This window comes from Haloarchaeobius amylolyticus (assembly GCF_042678045.1).
In the GTDB taxonomy this organism is placed as follows: domain Archaea; phylum Halobacteriota; class Halobacteria; order Halobacteriales; family Natrialbaceae; genus Natrinema; species Natrinema amylolyticus_A.
Map to the genome: position 1 here is coordinate 429,144 of NZ_JBHUDI010000003.1, position 17,334 is coordinate 446,477.

Annotated in this window: 14 protein-coding genes and 2 tRNA genes; 10 read left to right on the forward strand and 6 right to left on the reverse strand. The window is 52.7% G+C overall.

The features are described 5' to 3' along the window. Positions 1-2,256, reverse strand: a complete 2,256-nt coding sequence (locus ACFR99_RS05935) for an NADP-dependent malic enzyme (RefSeq protein ID WP_390285298.1) — start codon at positions 2,254-2,256, stop codon at positions 1-3. Positions 2,257-2,407: 151 nt separating this feature from the next. Here ACFR99_RS05935 and ACFR99_RS05940 point away from each other — a divergent pair, with 151 nt between their 5' ends. Beyond that, entirely contained in the window at positions 2,408-2,875 is a 468-nt protein-coding gene (locus tag ACFR99_RS05940; protein WP_390285300.1) for a phosphopantetheine adenylyltransferase, read from the forward strand. A gap of 144 nt (positions 2,876-3,019) precedes the next feature. Here ACFR99_RS05940 and ACFR99_RS05945 read toward each other — a convergent pair whose 3' ends face one another. Continuing rightward, on the reverse strand, positions 3,020-3,328 hold the full coding sequence (locus tag ACFR99_RS05945; RefSeq protein WP_390285302.1) for a transcription initiation factor IIB family protein: 309 nt from the start codon (positions 3,326-3,328) through the stop codon (positions 3,020-3,022). A gap of 449 nt (positions 3,329-3,777) precedes the next feature. Here ACFR99_RS05945 and ACFR99_RS05950 point away from each other — a divergent pair. The 3 genes from ACFR99_RS05950 to ACFR99_RS05960 all read left to right on the forward strand — a co-directional run bounded on the left by ACFR99_RS05950 (position 3,778) and on the right by ACFR99_RS05960 (position 6,232). Then, positions 3,778-3,862, forward strand: a tRNA-Leu gene (locus ACFR99_RS05950). An 81-nt stretch (positions 3,863-3,943) separates the two neighbouring features. Then, the gene (locus ACFR99_RS05955) at positions 3,944-5,104 is read left to right on the forward strand and encodes a tyrosine-type recombinase/integrase (protein ID WP_390285304.1); all 1,161 of its coding nucleotides are present in this window, start codon (positions 3,944-3,946) and stop codon (positions 5,102-5,104) included. 405 nt (positions 5,105-5,509) lie between these two features. After that, entirely contained in the window at positions 5,510-6,232 is a 723-nt protein-coding gene (locus tag ACFR99_RS05960) for a hypothetical protein (RefSeq protein ID WP_390285306.1), read from the forward strand. Positions 6,233-6,314: 82 nt separating this feature from the next. On the opposite strand, the gene ACFR99_RS05965 is transcribed toward ACFR99_RS05960, so the two are convergent. Further along, complete coding sequence (locus tag ACFR99_RS05965) at positions 6,315-6,683, reverse strand: hypothetical protein (protein WP_390285308.1); 369 nt, start codon at positions 6,681-6,683, stop codon at positions 6,315-6,317. A gap of 952 nt (positions 6,684-7,635) precedes the next feature. On the opposite strand from ACFR99_RS05965, the gene ACFR99_RS05970 reads away from it, so the two are divergent. Then, a complete protein-coding gene (locus tag ACFR99_RS05970; RefSeq protein WP_390285310.1) occupies positions 7,636-8,298 on the forward strand; it encodes a hypothetical protein in 663 nt (220 codons plus the stop codon). Here ACFR99_RS05970 and ACFR99_RS05975 read toward each other — a convergent pair whose 3' ends face one another. The 3 genes from ACFR99_RS05975 to ACFR99_RS05985 form a co-directional block, all read right to left on the reverse strand. Next, entirely contained in the window at positions 8,299-8,979 is a 681-nt protein-coding gene (locus ACFR99_RS05975) for a LamG-like jellyroll fold domain-containing protein (RefSeq protein WP_390285312.1), read from the reverse strand. It abuts the gene before it with no gap. Next, on the reverse strand, positions 8,976-9,308 hold the full coding sequence (locus tag ACFR99_RS05980) for a hypothetical protein (protein ID WP_390285314.1): 333 nt from the start codon (positions 9,306-9,308) through the stop codon (positions 8,976-8,978). The genes ACFR99_RS05975 and ACFR99_RS05980 overlap by 4 nt, the downstream gene beginning before the upstream one ends. Positions 9,309-9,749: 441 nt before the next feature. After that, positions 9,750-12,542 (reverse strand): phage NrS-1 polymerase family protein, encoded by a 2,793-nt coding sequence (locus ACFR99_RS05985; protein WP_390285405.1) that lies wholly within the window; start codon positions 12,540-12,542, stop codon positions 9,750-9,752. 791 nt (positions 12,543-13,333) lie between these two features. Between ACFR99_RS05985 and ACFR99_RS05990 the strand changes: the two genes are divergently transcribed. The 5 genes from ACFR99_RS05990 to ACFR99_RS06010 all read left to right on the forward strand — a co-directional run bounded on the left by ACFR99_RS05990 (position 13,334) and on the right by ACFR99_RS06010 (position 17,235). Continuing rightward, positions 13,334-13,960: a tyrosine-type recombinase/integrase gene (locus tag ACFR99_RS05990; RefSeq protein ID WP_390285315.1), complete on the forward strand. Its 627-nt coding sequence runs from the start codon at positions 13,334-13,336 to the stop codon at positions 13,958-13,960. Positions 13,961-14,078: 118 nt separating this feature from the next. Further along, positions 14,079-15,176 carry a hypothetical protein gene (locus tag ACFR99_RS05995; RefSeq protein WP_390285317.1) on the forward strand — a complete coding sequence of 366 codons (1,098 nt, stop codon included), beginning with the start codon at positions 14,079-14,081 and terminating at the stop codon, positions 15,174-15,176. A gap of 181 nt (positions 15,177-15,357) precedes the next feature. After that, a tRNA-OTHER gene (locus ACFR99_RS06000) sits at positions 15,358-15,437 on the forward strand. Positions 15,438-15,653: 216 nt separating this feature from the next. Further along, complete coding sequence (gene dacZ, locus ACFR99_RS06005; RefSeq protein ID WP_390285319.1) at positions 15,654-16,466, forward strand: diadenylate cyclase DacZ; 813 nt, start codon at positions 15,654-15,656, stop codon at positions 16,464-16,466. Between the two features lies 1 nt (position 16,467). Beyond that, positions 16,468-17,235 (forward strand): mechanosensitive ion channel family protein, encoded by a 768-nt coding sequence (locus tag ACFR99_RS06010; RefSeq protein WP_390285321.1) that lies wholly within the window; start codon positions 16,468-16,470, stop codon positions 17,233-17,235. Positions 17,236-17,334 lie beyond the last annotated feature (99 nt).

Below are 17,334 nucleotides of genomic sequence, written 5' to 3' on the forward strand. Positions count from 1 at the left end.
TTATTCTTTCTGGGCGTCGACGACCGCAACGCCTGCCAGGTTCACGATGTCTTTGACTTCGTCGCCACGCTGGAGGACGTGGACCGGCTCGTCCATGCCGACCAGCATCGGGCCGATGGCGTCCGCACCGCCGAGTCGCTGGAGCAGCTTGTAACCGATGTTCCCCGACTCGAGGTTCGGGAAGACCAGCACGTTCGCGGGCTCTTCGAGTTCGGAGAAGCCATAGGTGCCCTCGAGGATGTCCTCGACGACGGCGGTGTCGGCCTGCATCTCGCCGTCGACGGGGAAGTCGACTTCAGGGTCGTCTTGGAGCATCGCAGCCGCCTTGCGCGGCTTGCGCGTTCCCTCGTTGTCGACGCTGCCGAAGTTCGAGTACGAGAGCAGGGCCGCGCGGGGCTCGACGTTGAACCGGCGGGCGAGTTTGCCCGTCTGTTTGGTGACCTCCGCGAGCACGTCCTCGTCGGGAGCCTGATTGACCGTCGCGTCGGCGATGAAGATCACGCGGTTTTTGAACGTCAGCATGTAGACGCCCGCCGCGTAGTCAACGTCGTCAGCGGTGCCGATCACCTGCAACGGTGGGCGAAGCGCCGACGGGTAGTGATGGGAGAGTCCGGACAGCAAGGCGTCGGCATCGCCCTGTTCGACCATGACGCTGCCGAAGTAGTTCGAGTCGCGTTCGATGAGTTCGCCGGCCTCGCTCCGCGTGATTCCCTTGCGCGCGCGGAGTTCGTGAAGCCGGTCGGCGTACTCCTCGTAGTCACCGACAGACGGGTCGGCGACCTGCGGATCGTAGTCGAGTCCGAGGTTTGCAGCCGTTCCCTTGATCTCGTCTTCGTCGCCGATGAGGATCGGCATGGCGATTCCCTGCTCCTGGATCTGGTAGGCTGCCCGAATCATCTTCTCGTTTTCGCCCTCGGCGAGTGCGATCGTCTTGGGATCGCTCTTGGCCTTGTTGAGGACGACGCGCATCATCTCGCGGGACTTCCCGAGGCGGGCCTCGAGTTCTTCCTCGTACTCCTCGAGATCGAGTTCGGTGCGGGCGGCACCCGACTCCATCGCGGCCTCGGCGATCGCCGGCGCGACGCGGAAGAGCACACGCGGGTCGACGGGCTTTGGAATGATGTAGTCGGGGCCGTACTGCAGTGGTTCGTCACCGTAGGCCTTGACGACTGCGTCGGGCACGTCCTGTCGGGCGAGTTCGGCCAGCGCCTCGGCGCAGGCGACTTTCATCTCCTCGTTGATCTCGGTGGCACGGACGTCGAGTGCGCCGCGGAAGATGAAGGGGAACCCGAGGACGTTGTTGACCTGATTTGGGTAGTCCGAACGGCCAGTCGCCATGATGACGTTGTCGTCGCGGGCGGCCTTGGCCTCCTCGTAGCCGATTTCCGGGTCGGGATTAGCCATCGCGAAGACAATCGGGTTACCCGCCATCGACGCGACCATCTCCTGGGTGACGATGCCGCCGGCCGAGAGGCCGACGAAGACGTCCGCACCGTCCATCGCGTCCGCGAGACTGCCTTCGGGGACGTCACGGGCGAACTGCTGTTTGTACTCGTTGACGTCACCCGCCTCGGCGCGTGCTTCGGTGATGATCCCCGTCGAGTCACACATCGTGATGTTCTCTTTCTGGACACCAAGCGAGACGTAGAAGCGGGCGGTCGCGATCGCACTTGCGCCCGCGCCCGAGAACGTGACCTCGAGCTCGTCGAGGTTCTTATCCGCGATGTCGGCCGCGTTGAGCAGCGCGGCGCCGGAGATGATCGCGGTGCCGTGCTGGTCGTCGTGGAAGACCGGAATATCGATCTCCTCGCGCAGGCGTTCCTCGACGGTGAAACACTCGGGCGCTTTGATGTCCTCTAAGTTGATACCGCCGAAGGTCGGTTCCATCATCTTGACGGCCTCGACGAGTTTGTCGGGGTCGGAGTCGTCGAGTTCGATGTCGAAGACGTCGATGTCAGCAAACCGCTTGAACAGGACGCCTTTCCCTTCCATGACGGGCTTCGACGCCTGTGCGCCGATGTCGCCGAGTCCGAGCACGGCCGACCCGTTCGAGACGACGCCGACGAGGTTGCCCTTCGCCGTGTAACTGTAGGCGTCGGTTTCGTCCTCGTCGATCTCGAGACACGGCGCGGCGACGCCCGGCGAGTACGCAAGCGCGAGATCACGCTGCGTGTTCGTCGGTTTCGTCGTCGAGATCTCAATCTTGCCTGGGGGGTCCGTCCGATGGTACTCCAGTGCGTCCTCGTCTAATCCCATATTGGGGACACTGTCGGCGACCACTAAAAACAATGTGAAGGGGACAATCGACGATCGTCGAAATCCTGGGTGAGAACCGAGAGACGGAAGTGGTAGCGAAAAAACACAGCAATTCGACCGTTTTATACGGACCGCGAGAGTGACGTGGGATATGGACGTCGCGCTTGGTGGGACCTTCGACCCCGTTCACGACGGTCATCGGCGGCTGTTCGAACGGGCGTTCGAACTCGGAGACGTGACAGTCGGCTTGACCAGCGACGGACTTGCGCCGAAGACACGAGACAGCGACCGACAGGTCCGGTCGCACGACGAGCGAAAAGAGCGACTCGCGACCGAACTCGAGCCGATCGCGGCCGAGTACGACCGGGAGTTCGAGATTCGCAAACTCGAGTCGCCGACGGGGATCGCGACGGAACCGCAGTTCGACTATCTCGTCGTCTCTCCGGAAACCCGCGAGGGCGGCGCACGGATAAACGAGATCCGCCGCGAGCGCGGCCACGACCCCCTCGAGGTAGTCGTCGTCCCGCACGTTCTCGCCGAGGACGGCGACATCATCTCGAGTACCCGGATCGTCAACGGCGAGATCGACGAACACGGTGCCGTTCGTGACGACAATTGACGTGGCCGTCGTTCCGGAAGGCTGACACGACCACGTCGAATCGGTTCGATCGGCACTCGGTTCGATGAGCAAATCGACTTCGTAGCATACACTTACGCTACGGAATCATCCCACTACGTCAGATAAGTCAATCGTACGGAGTCGCTACCAGCGCGGCGGTTCGAGCCCTGCCGACTCGAGCAACTCCTTCCAGCGGGACTGAATCGATAGGCGGGAGACATCCGCCGCGTCGGCGACGGCACCCTGTGTGCGGCCGTCACCGGCGACGAGCGAGCCGGCATACACGCTTGCGGCAAGGACCGCTTGCTTCGAGCGATCGGATTCGGGGACATCGGCGAGGAACAGGTCGGACGCACACGATCGCGCCTCCGCCGACAGCTCCAGCCGGTCGGCGACCTCGAAGAGTTCCTCGAGCCACGGTTCGTACTCGATGCGGTCGCGCGCGCTGTGCATACATCGAGATATCGGATCGGATCCCATAAACGTGTGGTCCCGGTCACGTCCTCGCCGGCCGACACGGGTTCATCACGCGCCAATACGACACTACGGTATGCAACAGTTTGCTACGAATCGGTAGGAAAACCGGCCGTTCACTGCTGATTTCACTAGGAGACCAATACTAAACCAGCTGCCGACCGAACTGTGTCCAACACCAGCGGTCGGTGGCAGTCCATGACGCCCCATGAAAGAGCCTACGTGTAAACTCGTCTGTACTGGCTGCGGTCTCGAGATGCCATATCGGGAGCGGGCACTCGCCGAAGAGGCCGCTGAGTTACATCAGCTGCGCGATTCTGAACACGTGACGCATATCGTGCCACCGGACTGGTCACCGGAGGAATCGGTGACCCATCGCTAACGCAGACCGACAGGTACTTACTCGATTCTGCGAAAGGCGAAGACGAGCGCGGGTAGCCAAGCTAGGCCAACGGCGCAGCGCTTAGGACGCTGTCCCGTAGGGGTCCGCCGGTTCGAATCCGGTCCCGCGCACTTGTCGCCTCGCACAAGAGGCGCTATACTCGCTGAAAACGCCCTTTCTCGCCCAAGTTCCGTATCGGCAAAATACGGAAGATGACGCAACTACCAATCACGCTCTCGCGCTGTGCCATTTCGACCAATGTCGAGGTGGACAGCGAACGGGCCATCAAAGTGGTCCCGAAATCGCATGACGAAGCACTGAATGACAAGCAACTGGTTGACTACAAAGACCACCGTGTGCGGTTCCTGTCATGGCTGTTGAAGGTTGGGAAGATCCCCGAGAAGGCTGAAGGGTACTCGCCGTACACCGTTTATTCTACCGCGTACCGAACTGCGCGGTTCGACTTGTGGCTGTGGGAGCAGAAGGGCGGATACAAGTACCCACCTGATTCCGACGATGGTGCGGCGTACATGGATTACTTGGCTTTCTCCGACAAGAGTCAGACATCCAAGGGGAAGGCCCAAGAAGGGCTCCAGCACTTCTCGAAGTGGCTTCAACACACGCAGGGGCGCGACGAGTGGGAGTTTGAATATTCCTTCGACGGTTCCGGTGGCAACCACCAACCAGAAGATTACCTCACTCGAGAAGAACGCCGCGATATTAGGCAAGCCGCACTCAACGAGGGGAATATCCCTGCTTACGATACCCTCACAGCTAACGAGCGGAGAGGGTGGAAGCTATACATCTCGAACGCACTCGGCAAAGATTACGAGGAGGTGACGCGCGACGACTGGGACCGTGTTGACGGATGGGAAATCACCTCCCTTGTATGGACCAGTCTTGACGCTGGACTCCGACCCAACGAGGTGCGTAACGCACGAATCGAGTGGGTAGACACCAAGAACGGTGTCCTTCGGATACCCAAGGACGAATCCTCGAAGAACGAGGGGAATTGGACTGTCAGCCTCACAGATCGCACGGCAACGGCATTATCCCGCTGGTTAGAGGAACGTGAGCAGTACAAGCGGTACGAGGATGCCGATACTCTTTGGTTGACAAGCCACGGCAATCCCTACAGCTCGAGCAGTCTCAGACGGCTCCTTCATCGACTCTGCAACCAAGCAGGTATTGAGACGGCGAATCGGAAAATGTCATGGTACACGATACGTCATTCTGTTGGGACCTATATGACCAAAGAGCGGGACTTGGCCGCCACGAAAGCACAGCTTCGGCATAAGTCAGTTCAAACCAGTATGAAGTACGATGCGGTCCCGATTGAAGACCGCCGGGATGCGCTCAACAAGATGGGGTGATGCTGGTGGAAGATAGTCAACACACGGCGGGTCTCCAGTTCCTTCGAAAAACGATAGCAAGCGGTGGCCTACATCTAAATTTGGGAGAGCAACGAATGTAAGGGACCTCGTATCGAGGATATTCGAAATGCCCCGACTCAGTGAGTAGTCATCCAATTCGACGGAGTGCCATTACCCATCATCTCGACTCGGACGTACCGAAGGCTATCGTCTCTGAACGGATGAACGTCTCCGAGAAGGTGCTTGACCAGCACTATGACGCTCGAGACAAGGAGCAAAAACGCCAGAATCGGCGCAAATATCTTGATTCTGTGTAGACATCTTCCTAACGATAATTTTATTTAGAATGACTTTCAGCTAATGATATAGCTATCTCTGAACATGTATAGACCATATTTCAATTGGATGACCTCCTTAGACGGTAAAATTCTAAAACGTTTAAAGGATGAAGAACCGAGGGATGCCGAATGGTTGACAGAGAAAGTAAATATTCATATTCCAAATGATGATCATGAACACGATGTAGGTGAAATAAGGGAACACTGTGGGAAATTACAGGAAAAAGGATTTATATCGCTCAATAGTGGCAAATTCTGTCTAACAGAAACTGGAGAAAGATATCTGGAGGGAAATATAGATGAATATGAACTGTATTCTTCTTCGGTTCCGATTCATATCCATTTCTCTCGTAAAATAGGTGGATGGACGCTGACATTGTTAGATGTCATTGAGAGTAACCAGTACTCTACAATCAAAGATATAGACAAAGCACGAGACCAAGTTGAATACCATTTCTTGGACGTATTTAGCCAACGTTTCTACCAATATACGCTATTTTTGGCCATTATTGTGGGTTTTTGGTTCTCTGACGGGTTAATTGATGGCTTTAAGCTTTGTATCCCGTTATATGAGATATTGACACTTCTGGGGACACTATTATTGGCCCGCAGTATAGTCCGTGGACGCTATGGTATTGCTGTAGAAACTGAAGAATCCGCTGGAAGAACGGCAGGAATGAATTCACCGGCTCTAATGCCTTCAGCAGTTCGAGCGACAGTTTATGATACAGTAGACGGCTTGTGGGGTGCAATCCTCATAGTGATTGGATTTTCATTCCAAGTAATGTAGCGATCCGATTGGAGAGAAGTTCGAGTGATTTATCTTCAAACATTAGATGTGGGTCAGAAATCGACTACCGCCGGGGTTAGGATTACGCCCAATAGGCGAACGAAGTTACGTCATCAAGGCTCACGCAAGCAGTATCACTATCTATGAGAGTGCGGTCATTTGCCGCCTGTGCCTCACATTGGTATTTCCCAGATATGTCACACGGATAAGCGGCTTCAACACCTGTTATATTCATCGTATCGAGAAAATCTATATTACTGTAACCTTCAAGATGGTTGTGTACACGTTCAATCGGTGTCACCGAATGGCCAACGTAATAAAGTGTTGAGGCTGTCCGCGTGAGTTCGACCCACAGGCGATATACCTTCCCATAGTCACCATGATGGACATAGTAACGACTTCGGTTTGCTTTTGTACGAATCGCCTCAATGGGTATGGAATCAAACTCCACTATCCAATCACCCCCCTTTTCCGGGTAATCGTTCACCCACCCACGTTTGAGTGCTGTGGTCCTGATATCCGAAACAGCCAACGTGCATTCGAGTACGTATACAGCAGGCATATTGTACTGAGATATCTCTGTGTTCTGTGGGGGCGATCGGCCTTCTACAATTGAGTTCAACGCATTCGTTAACCGAGCGTCAGCCTGAGGAGCCATAGAGAATAGCACAATCCATGGCAATTTCACTGTATTCAGGGATTGCATCGGCTAAAATCAGGAGATAACCTCAACACCCACCCGACAAGACTTCCGCCGATAAAACTAAAACCTACCCGAAGTGTCTTCCGTCCTCACAGACCGCACAAGAGTCCAAGTAGCTCGCCTTCGCTGGTGGAGTAAACACACGAGGGGCGCTTATTCAGGACAGATTTAATGTACTGAACTAACACTACTAACCATGGTTAGTGAGTATACGCGTTGCTTGGTCTGTGGACAGAAGGTAGAGTTTCTCCATCCATACCACCACGAAGCAAAACACGATGTTCCTCTACCCCAAGACCACGAGTCCTACCTAAACTGGGTAGCTGAGGTTTGGGACTTGCCAGATGACCATCCGGTTTTTGAGTCAGGCGAGCTAACAACTCCTGAAGGATGGGAACGGAACCGCGATCTCTTTTCTGACTGGCGTTCAAAGATTGCTCAGTAATCCGACTCGGATTGTACACGAGTCCGAGTGGTCTGCCTTTATTTAGAAGGATTGTAAACACACGAGGTGCTACATAAGCTTAAAAGAAGTTAATTCCAATTAATATAGCGATCAAAAACTCACCCTCTTCAAAAAGAAAGCGAATCAATATGTGATAAGAAGTGGTTTTCTCTCAATCGCTGCTGAAGAGCTATATTCGTCTTAAAATTGATGAGCGAATTTTATGTGTGGCGGTGTTGTTACCAAAGAGGAAACATGGTACTACACGATATAATATTCGGGGTTGGATGGTGGAATATCGCATCTTTTCTTGTAGGAGCGCTTGTTGGCGGTATTCTTGGGCAACTTGTCCCAAATCTCTTGTATGATTTCATCAGAGGACCTAAAATACAGATCACAGGCACAATTAAAGAAGGTGGTAACTACTATTGTGAAGTTCTCAACAGTGGTAGAGGAAGAGCTGAGAATTGTATCCCACGAATCAAATTGCAGGGACAGGGGGAATTTTCTCATTGGCAAAATCCTCGAGAAGGAGTTTTGGAACATGAGTCAAATAGCTTCTGGGTAGATAACGGGAAAAAGAAATGTATAAACCGGGACGAGGTGGCAAAATTCCACCTATTTCAGTTAGACGAAGATGCCAGCCATGGCCTCAAAGTTAAATTGCCGACAGAAGAGGGTTATGATTCTCCGCAAAAAATCCTAAAGGCTGAAAATGATTCAGAGTGGAGAGGGACTGATGATGTACGTGATTTTCAATCTATAGAATATACTGTTTCCAAGGTTGAAATCACATGTGGGAATACAACTAAAACTGAAGCACATATCAGACAGTTCCCTTGGGAAGACGAAGAAAAAGAAGCGAAGTTGAAATTATCGTTACTTACCAGACTACGCTTTAGTACTTCCTCCCGGTAATTATGGTGTCCCCACATACTTCTGGTATATATTTCTAACCTCACGTTGTGAAAGATTACGGTCGTAGAAATAGATCTCATCTAAAATACCAGAAAAGCCTTCGTCTGTCATATCTCCAAGCAATAATGGTTCGGTGTTTGTGAGTTCAAGTTCTGCGTCGCCCAGATCTCTTAATTTAGAATTAATATAAAGTCTTGCATTTCCTGCTTCACGGACTACTGCGATAAAATACTCCTCACCTATCGATATTCCTGCTTCTAACTGTGTTGACCCAACATCATCCCAGAATGATGCTTTAATTTTACTATCTTCTATCCGTATCTCATATCCGCTTTCATTATCACTTTTCTGCAATACTGTTCCCTCCTCTTGTGGAAGAAGGAAAAAACAAGAAGCAAAATCGTCAAGATCAAAATTAAATTTGCTATGTCCCCTCACTTCCACATGGTCACCAATATCAAAGGCAAGTGCTTGACTAATATTACCGTCAATCCGTGTTGGACCATATATTCGTCCATCATTCCCATTCTTTGACTCGTCGACTAACAGAATACTTCCTTTCTTCTCTTCCATTGGATAAAAAGCTATCAGACCATCACGATCCACTGTTAATGCGGAACCTCGGTTATTTGTGTGAATTGTCCCTCTATCAAGAGACACCTTTGACACGTATTGGCTCATGGAACACTCACCTTTGAATTGAAAAATGCGGACACATCTTTTGTAGTTCCCGTAGAATTGTTAATACGAATCTCCACTTTGTCACCGCTTACAGAAACCGACTTTGGTGGGGTATAACTTACAGAATCATCGTTGATTGAAATATACACAGAATTTGAACTTATACTGTAGATTTCTAACTCAAGGCCGCTTGGGGCATCACCATTTCTGTCTGCAATGCCTGCAGAGTAAATATTTATTTGATTGTTTTTTGGAACTTGAAATCTATGGAGAACGTGTTTATCTGTGTCTCCAATAACTGTACACCCTTCTGCGAGTACGACTTCCATATTTAACCGTCAACAAGAAGAGACAATAAACTATCCACATATAATACTACACATTTTAAATATATGTAAAAATCTCTCTACAGTCAAATGGCCATGAGTCCGAGTGATTTTGGTGGCGAATGTGGTTAACACACTGCCGCCCAGTACACATATCTCGTAGGACAGCGACGGGTTCAGTTTCGAAAATCCGGGTAGGGCGTGGGGTTTATATTTGCTCCGGGAAGCCGTGAGAGTCCCGCTGACGCGAGTTAGAGGCCCCTATACATGCCGAATTAGGGATGTCCGGGTTGTTTCACGAGAGGTAACAGATGTGTGCTCGAGGGAAGTTGCTCTCTATCCTAAGAGAACAGCAGTAAACACAGTGGGGGGTTAGTGGTGGCTACCGCACAAAACTTCCGGAAACACGTCCAATAGTAGTTAATAGGGGATACTTCCGGAACTTTACTCGGAGGTATCTCCCCATTTTACGTATCCAGTAGCATGCCTTTGATTCAGTGAATCACGTTCCCAGACGATCGTCCGACGGTCTTCGGGATGCTTGTCTTTCTTCGCAAGTCCATATTCTTCCAGTTTAGAGAGATGGTCACGAACCATGCGCTCTGAGATACTGGTCTCCTCTGCAATTTCAGTAGTCGTCAAACCCTGCCCGTCGTGATCCAAGGACAGGAGTTCATCCACGACCTCAGACATACCGTCGCTCCAGAGTTCTACTTCACCCCTCTCCTCAATAGGTATCCAGTCAGGGAGCGCCGCAGTGTGAACATACACCGTTGCGCCGTCATCGTCTCGACCGTAGCGCATGAGTGCCTGAAAGACGGAGTGCTCCCGCATATTTCGAAGCACTAAATTCCCGAATGTACCGTAGTCGGTATCCATGCCATACCCGCGTCGTTCAACACGTTCGTCCGCCAACGCACCCCACCGCTTCACGTAGTCGTCCCCGTAATGCGGGCTCCCAGCGATAATACCGACGCGTTCATCGTCAAACTCATTTGACCCTTTGAATCCCCCGTAGTTCTTCATTGAACCCACAGAACTAAGCGACCCCTTTTCCTGATACTGACTGATTGCAGTCTTGGAGGTTATTAGTGCAGGTGAGGTATCTTCTCGACGGGCAATGGCATCAAACAGTTCTCTGTCTTGTACTGGCTTGACGTGCTGACCACCAGAATACGGTTTCGAGGTCTGAGCAGTCTGGATAACGGTATAGTTGAGACACTCCGAAATATACTCACGCCGCTCGTCGTCGTCAAGTACACGTTGATGTTCCAGCTGATCGTCAACGACGAGATGCCACAGCTCCGGTATGGCAGTTCCATCAAGACCGACAACACCTATCGCATCCGCAAGTGCCGGAGGGTTCACAAGGAAGAGGTCGCCCGAACTCCGATCACGGGCGGCAATATAACTTGTATCGATACTCGAATTGGTCTGGGCATCAACCGTTACCGACTCCCATCCATTACCGAGATCTTTCGCGGCGAATACTGTGTAGGCGAGCACCGGTGACAAAGCGTGTGCGTCGTCTTTTGCATTTGCGAGAACTCGTTGTCCATCACGAGTGAGCGTCTGCTTGTTAAACCACTCTCTGGCTGTATCACGATCGACTGACTCACCTCGATTTTCAACCAGATCAGTGAACTCGTCGAAGGGCGGGTCCTCAGCGTCATCGAGATATGCAGATACCGCCTTAGTTACTTCATCCCCGTTGAATTTTTGGACAAAATCGTCAACAGGTGATTCATCGAAGACAGCTATTCGGTTTTCTACTGTTTGAGGCTTGTAGGCGTGGCTATAGTGCCCAATGAGAACGTCGTACTCGTCAGGATCGAAGTCCCATCTCTTCTTGAACGGGCACGCCCCCTCCTTATCGCACGGTAATTCTTCGCCGAAATGGCGGGATGCGTGGTTATGGATCTCATGCGGCATCGCTCCCCTCTCATAGAGAGTAAGTACCTTATTTTTCCACTCTTCACCAAACTCTCCGCTCGCTGTGGGACAGTCCTCGTGGAAGCTCGGCAATTGTCTCGACGTTAAATCCTCTTGCTCACACCACCGTGTATACTCCTCATAGAGATCGTGGCGCGGTGCAAAGACAGTCAGCGGCGTCCCTGTGTTTGCCGCTCCTCGAATAACACCACTGCTCTTCCCCATAGCGGGAAGTGCGTCAACGAGTACATGTTCACCATCGGCGAGTGACTTATTGATAATACGTTGGCATCGGTCACGTGCCTGTTGGAGTGTCAGAGGGGATTTCTGCGTTGCTTCTCCTGAACGTGTTTGGGTGTTTGCAGTGTAATCCCTGCTGGAACTGATTGCAGTCTCAATGGTTCCTTCGCCGTAGGTGCGCCCGTCGGCGTGGTGTTCATCATCCCATTTCGCGCGATATAGATCTGACTTGCGAAACAGACGATCAATCCAGTTTTTATCATCGCCAGTCCAGTAAGCCAGCATACTACAGAGAGCGAGATCTGCTTCACTGTGCGACTCATAGCCAGTGGTATCCCCATGCCAAAGCCGTTTGAACTTTTCACCATTGTCTGCTGATTTCGCTTTCTCCAGAAGTTCTTGGTCAGAGGTGCTAATAGGTTCAGAGCGATTATGATCGCTCTCTACGGAGGGGCAACTGGTTGTCTCTGCACTGAGGTACTGAGCAGACACTTCTTCTAACGCGTCTTGCCGTCTCTCGACAGTCATCGGTGTTTCACTGACGTGCTTTCCGGTTACTGTGAAGAATTGACCGTCCTCATACATCTCTACATCTCCTTTCCGCTGTCGTTCAGCAGGGTGATCACCCTTCACGATGATATGAAGACCGGTCCCTGAGGGGCTATATTCCGTGTAGGAGTCAAGAGTATCGACAATCTCCTGTGCCCACTCATCGATGTGACCGTCTTCGACGCAGTCGTCAAGATCGATACCCACGTACGGACCTTGATTGGTGAAGACAAATCCAACACCATCCCTTTCATGCCTGATCACGGACTGCAACGTCTCGTCAAAAGCGGACCACGTTGAATCATCATCAGTACGTGCCCCGTCTCCACTGGGCTGAACGGGTTTTTTGCTGGGTTTACCGGAACCCTGATTGGAGTACTCCCAGCACACCCACCGCTCCTCTTCTTTCAATGAATTGGGGGTGGAATCTGCTTGGACTATCTCACTCGGGTCTTCCTCGTTTGAGGGATTTACTCGTGCCTTGGGGATCGTTTCTTCGTTGATTTCCTTGTTCATTGTCACTATTTGGTTTGGTTGGCTGGTGATCAGATATGCCTCTGCTCAATAACGGACAAAGAACCGCTAAACCACCGACTATTCGGAAGGTTCTCTTTGTCTAATCTTGTTTCAGGCGTATGTCCGGTCTGTTACCGGATTAGAACCCATCAGCGGGCTCTAACTCTGTATAATAGACGAGACACCCGAGAAACTTATAGCTTGTCTGGTAAGTAATATATAGAGGGTGTTGCTCTGCAGAGATTATTGGCCGTACATGGGTTGTGAGAAGGTAGGAAACACACGACGAACATTTGGGCGCGGTGCGCCCTGAGGGCATAGCAGTCTGGTACTGTCCGAGGAACGGCACGGCGTGTGTTGACTCACTCTCAGCCCGGCATGACCCTACGGCGAAGGGAAGTGCAGTCTACCCGCCAAGCAGAACCCACGGCCAAGAGGAAATGTGTTCAAGGCAGTTCTCAACCTCACCAACCCCTCCTTTGGGATGGAAGACTACCCTTGCACAAGCCGAATTAGTCGCACTTCCACTTCGGCCAGGCTTTTATCAATCCAGCAACTAAAGCCGAAAATCCGGTCTTAGACTGGGTAAAAATCTCTGAGCAGGAGGGCGCTTGTGAGCGGGAGCGCGGCCAGCAGATTTAATAAAAAATCATTAAGGTTGAGGCTCACGGGAAGCACGACTGAGCGGCCACCGTTCTGACAAGCACCGAGACAAGTTTGGGACTTTATTAACAGAAACCCAAACTCACATGGTGCTGGCCACTATTCGTTTAAATATCAAGGTAATAGAAATGGCTGGCTCTACGAATACCCAAACTCAGGAAGACGACAAAGCACAGGTCTGGCTTAAGCCGGAACAAGTCGAACGGATGCGAGATGCGACGGTTGCCGAGAGTGCCGATTACCTCGCAGGTAGGAATGACGCGCTTGTTGCTCTCCTATACGATACAGGACTCAGGGTGGGCGAAGCCGTCGCGGTAGACACCGAGATGTTGGACTTGGACGAGGGGGTACTGATGCTCCCTGCGGACATACAGAAGGACTACCCCAATGATAACAGCCCTCAGTATACCGAGATCAAGCTTGGGGACGAGACCGTGCGCATCCTTCGACAGTACCTCAACACGCGGTGGAAGGACTCTCCTGCGCTCTTCCCGTCGAGGCAGTCAGACCGCATGACTACTGAGAGTGTGCGTAACGTCATCAGAGACGCCGCAGAAGACGCCGAGGTTCGTCCCTTCACGGTTCGGGGAAGAGACAACCCGGACCAAGTGACGCCGCACGTACTTCGCCACAGCGTCGCATATCGGATGCTCAACAGGGAAGAGGATAACACCCTGTATGACGTGACGAAACGGCTCAGGCATGCAACGATACTGACGACAGAGCGGGTGTACTCGCACTTTGATCGAGTATAGTACCTACACCTGTTTTCCCTTTCCAACATAATCTAAATTCGACAACTAACAGAACTGCCAGCACAATCCTATTTACAGTAACACTTGAGATGTTCCAGTACGAGGTGTCCAGTACTGAATGTCATCGAATAATGATGAATTCAAGAAGTATGTCTCTGAGGAGTCCCAAGAACAGATAGATTTCGTTGAGAAGTTTGTATCGGGTGGTTGGGGCGTATCGGGGATGGAGGGTAGCGCCACGAATAGCATGTTCGCAGTGAGTTCCGGGTCAATTTCTATGAGAACTGAAGAAGGGGGCTTGGTCCAGCTTTTCGGCGGCTCACGGGAAATGAGAGCTGACCCAGAAGACGGGGTGTCTGGAGGGGCAGATGGTCTGCTTTATCATTCGAACATTCGACTAATTGACGAGTATGATCTCCTCAATTTAGACATCGATCAACTCAGGATTCTCGGTAAGTATCTGACCGACGTCATTATGAAGCCTCAGACGAGAATTGGTGGGTTTGGACCTGACCATCTCGCATATTGGGCGTGGACTACTGACTTCGCGTACTATACTTTGCTCGAAAAGCAGGAGAAGACAGAATACCGTGGGATCCTACTCGATTTTGAAACCCTAATTGATTTCGTTATACTATCTTTTCAGAACTCGATGAACACACAGGTTCCTACATCCCTGATGACCTCAGGACTTAGGTTTGCGGGCGGGGCTGGCTTCCCTATTCTTGAGGGGCTTGTTAGACGACGCTGTGACGAAATTAGTCTGGATGGCTCAGTAAATTTCGAATCGGATGATAAGAAGTTAGAGATCCCTGGGAGGAGAGGTTCCATCTCAAATGATCGAGATCGCCCTCTGCAACTCGACCACATCCTCCATATCTGGATGAATTCAGGGGCTTCAACCAGGGTGCAGGAACTTCTTGAAGACATAGACACCGGATATGGTCCTGGTCAAATTGGAATGAAATTCCCTGATGCTAATACCGATAAGTTCTCTGAGGGGTATTTCCGTGTTCTATTCGACCTGCGAAACTACAATCTGCACGGCGAAGGTTCAACTCAAACTGTTGGCGCTATCCTACTCAATCTTTGTTGCCTGTTGTTATGGGACGCAATTACTGAAACCGAGTTCTTCGACGCCAGATCTGATTTCGATTCGAGAGAAGCACCAAAAGCCATGTCTCACCGACTTATGAGACTGATGAGGACGTTATAACTTTCTACGACTCATCCTGGAAGTGGCATGCCTGTGTTCACTCCGACATACAAAAGAGGACCAGTGTAGTTTGTCCTCCGTTTGGTGGAATCACGAACAGCGAGCGAAGCTGTGCCATGCACAAGCTTATGTACCTTGCCCAAGATTTCGGGAATATCGATACGGAAGTTGGGCGTTCGAGGCGGTTCCCGGTCGGCAAGCCGACCGGCGCTTAGGACGCTGTCCCGTAGGGGTCCGCCGGTTCGAATCCGGTCCCGCGCATTGCTGTCGCGAGCAAACCCGCGAGCGACAGCGATCGCCGACTGATTCGAATCATCGAGACGCCGCTGTCGACGACCTGGGGCCGTCAGTCGAGAAACGAGATGACCAACTCAATCGACGGCCGTTGTGCGAATCCGACCGAAGCGTGAACGGATCGACAGACGCGCGTCAGCTGTCCCACAACGCTTATTCACGCGGCAATGAGTTGTAGTATCAATGGCCGGGTTAGACGACGTGTTTGGGGATCTCTTTTCCAGTGTCGATGCCGTTGTCCTCTTTTCACCGAGTGGATCCTACTACGAACGAGTCACGGATATCGAGGATCTGGACGTGATCGTCGTCGGTACCGAGAACAGCGTCGGCGCGGAGACGTTCGTCGAGTTACCGCTCGAGTTCGAGGAAATCGCTGAGCGGATTCGCTTCGGACTCGAGGGAGCGTTAGAACAGGACGTCATCGAAGACGGCGACGAACTCGTCTGTGCGACGAGCGTCTTCAGCGACGGGATCGATACGATCTCGCGGGTTCGTGCGGACGCGGAAACCCACACGGGGATCTACGATCTCTTCGCCAAATCCCGCGCTGAACCCGAGGTGGTCAAGGCGGTCCTCGAGCTGGCGATCGAACTGGGACAGAAAGGTCAGAAGGGCAAACCCGTGGGCGCGCTGTTCGTCGTCGGCGATGCGGGCAAGGTGATGAACAAGTCTCGGCCGCTGTCGTACAACCCCTTCGAGAAGTCCCACGTCCACGTTGGCGATCCGATCGTCAACGTCATGCTCAAAGAGTTCTCGCGACTCGACGGCGCGTTCGTCATCTCGGATGCAGGCAAGATCGTCTCGGCGTATCGCTACTTAGAGCCCTCCGCGGAGGGCGTCGACATTCCGAAGGGGCTGGGTGCGCGCCACATGGCCGGTGGCGCGATCACGCGGGATACGAACGCGATCGCGATCGTCCTCTCGGAGAGCGACGGGCTCGTCCGAGCGTTCAAGGGCGGTGAACTCATCTTGGAGGTCGACCCGGAGGCGTACTGATATGGTAGTATGGCAGTCGCTACTCAACGAGCCAGCGGTCATCGCGGCCGCAGTGCTAGCACTCGGGCTCGTCGTCGGCTACCTCGTCGGCCGGCTCAATGAGGAGTTGCTCTCGGCATCAGGCGTTCCGAACGCTGTCGAGGGGACGCCGTTTGAGCGGACCGCCCAGTCGCTTGGCACCTCGACGGTCGAAATCGTTGCCCGGCTGAGTTCGTGGTTCATCTACGGCATCGCGGTTCTCACCGCGATTCACATTGCCCAACTGCTGGACACGAACGCGTTCTGGCTTCGAATTACAGAGTTTATCCCACAGCTGTTTATCGCCGTACTCGTACTCATCGTGGGGTTCGTCGTCGCGGACAAGTCTGAACTGGTCGTCAGCGAGTATCTACGAGGCGTCAAACTCCCTGAAGTGTCGGTCATTCCGAAACTCGTCAAGTACTCCGTCCTTTACGTCACCTTCATCATCGCACTGGGTCAAATCGGCGTCCACGTCCTCGCCTTGCTAATCCTGTTGACGGTCTATGCCGTCGGCGTCGTCATCGTCGGTACCGTCGCGTTCAAAGACTTCCTCGTCTCGAGCGCCGCGGGCATCTACCTGCTGCTCAACCAGCCCTACGGGATCGGCGACGAGATCAAGATCGGCGAGCAGACGGGTATCGTCCAGGAGGTCGACCTGTTCGTCACCAAGATCGAGGACGACTCCGAGGAGTACATCGTCCCGAACCGCAAGGTCTTCGAGAACGGGATCGTCCGGATGCGCAAGTAAACTACCCCGCCCTACTCGCTCCCTCCCGCCTTGCGGCGGTCAGTCACTCCTTGAGGACGGGGCTTTACCGCAACGACATTGTGCCCCGCGACCCCATGG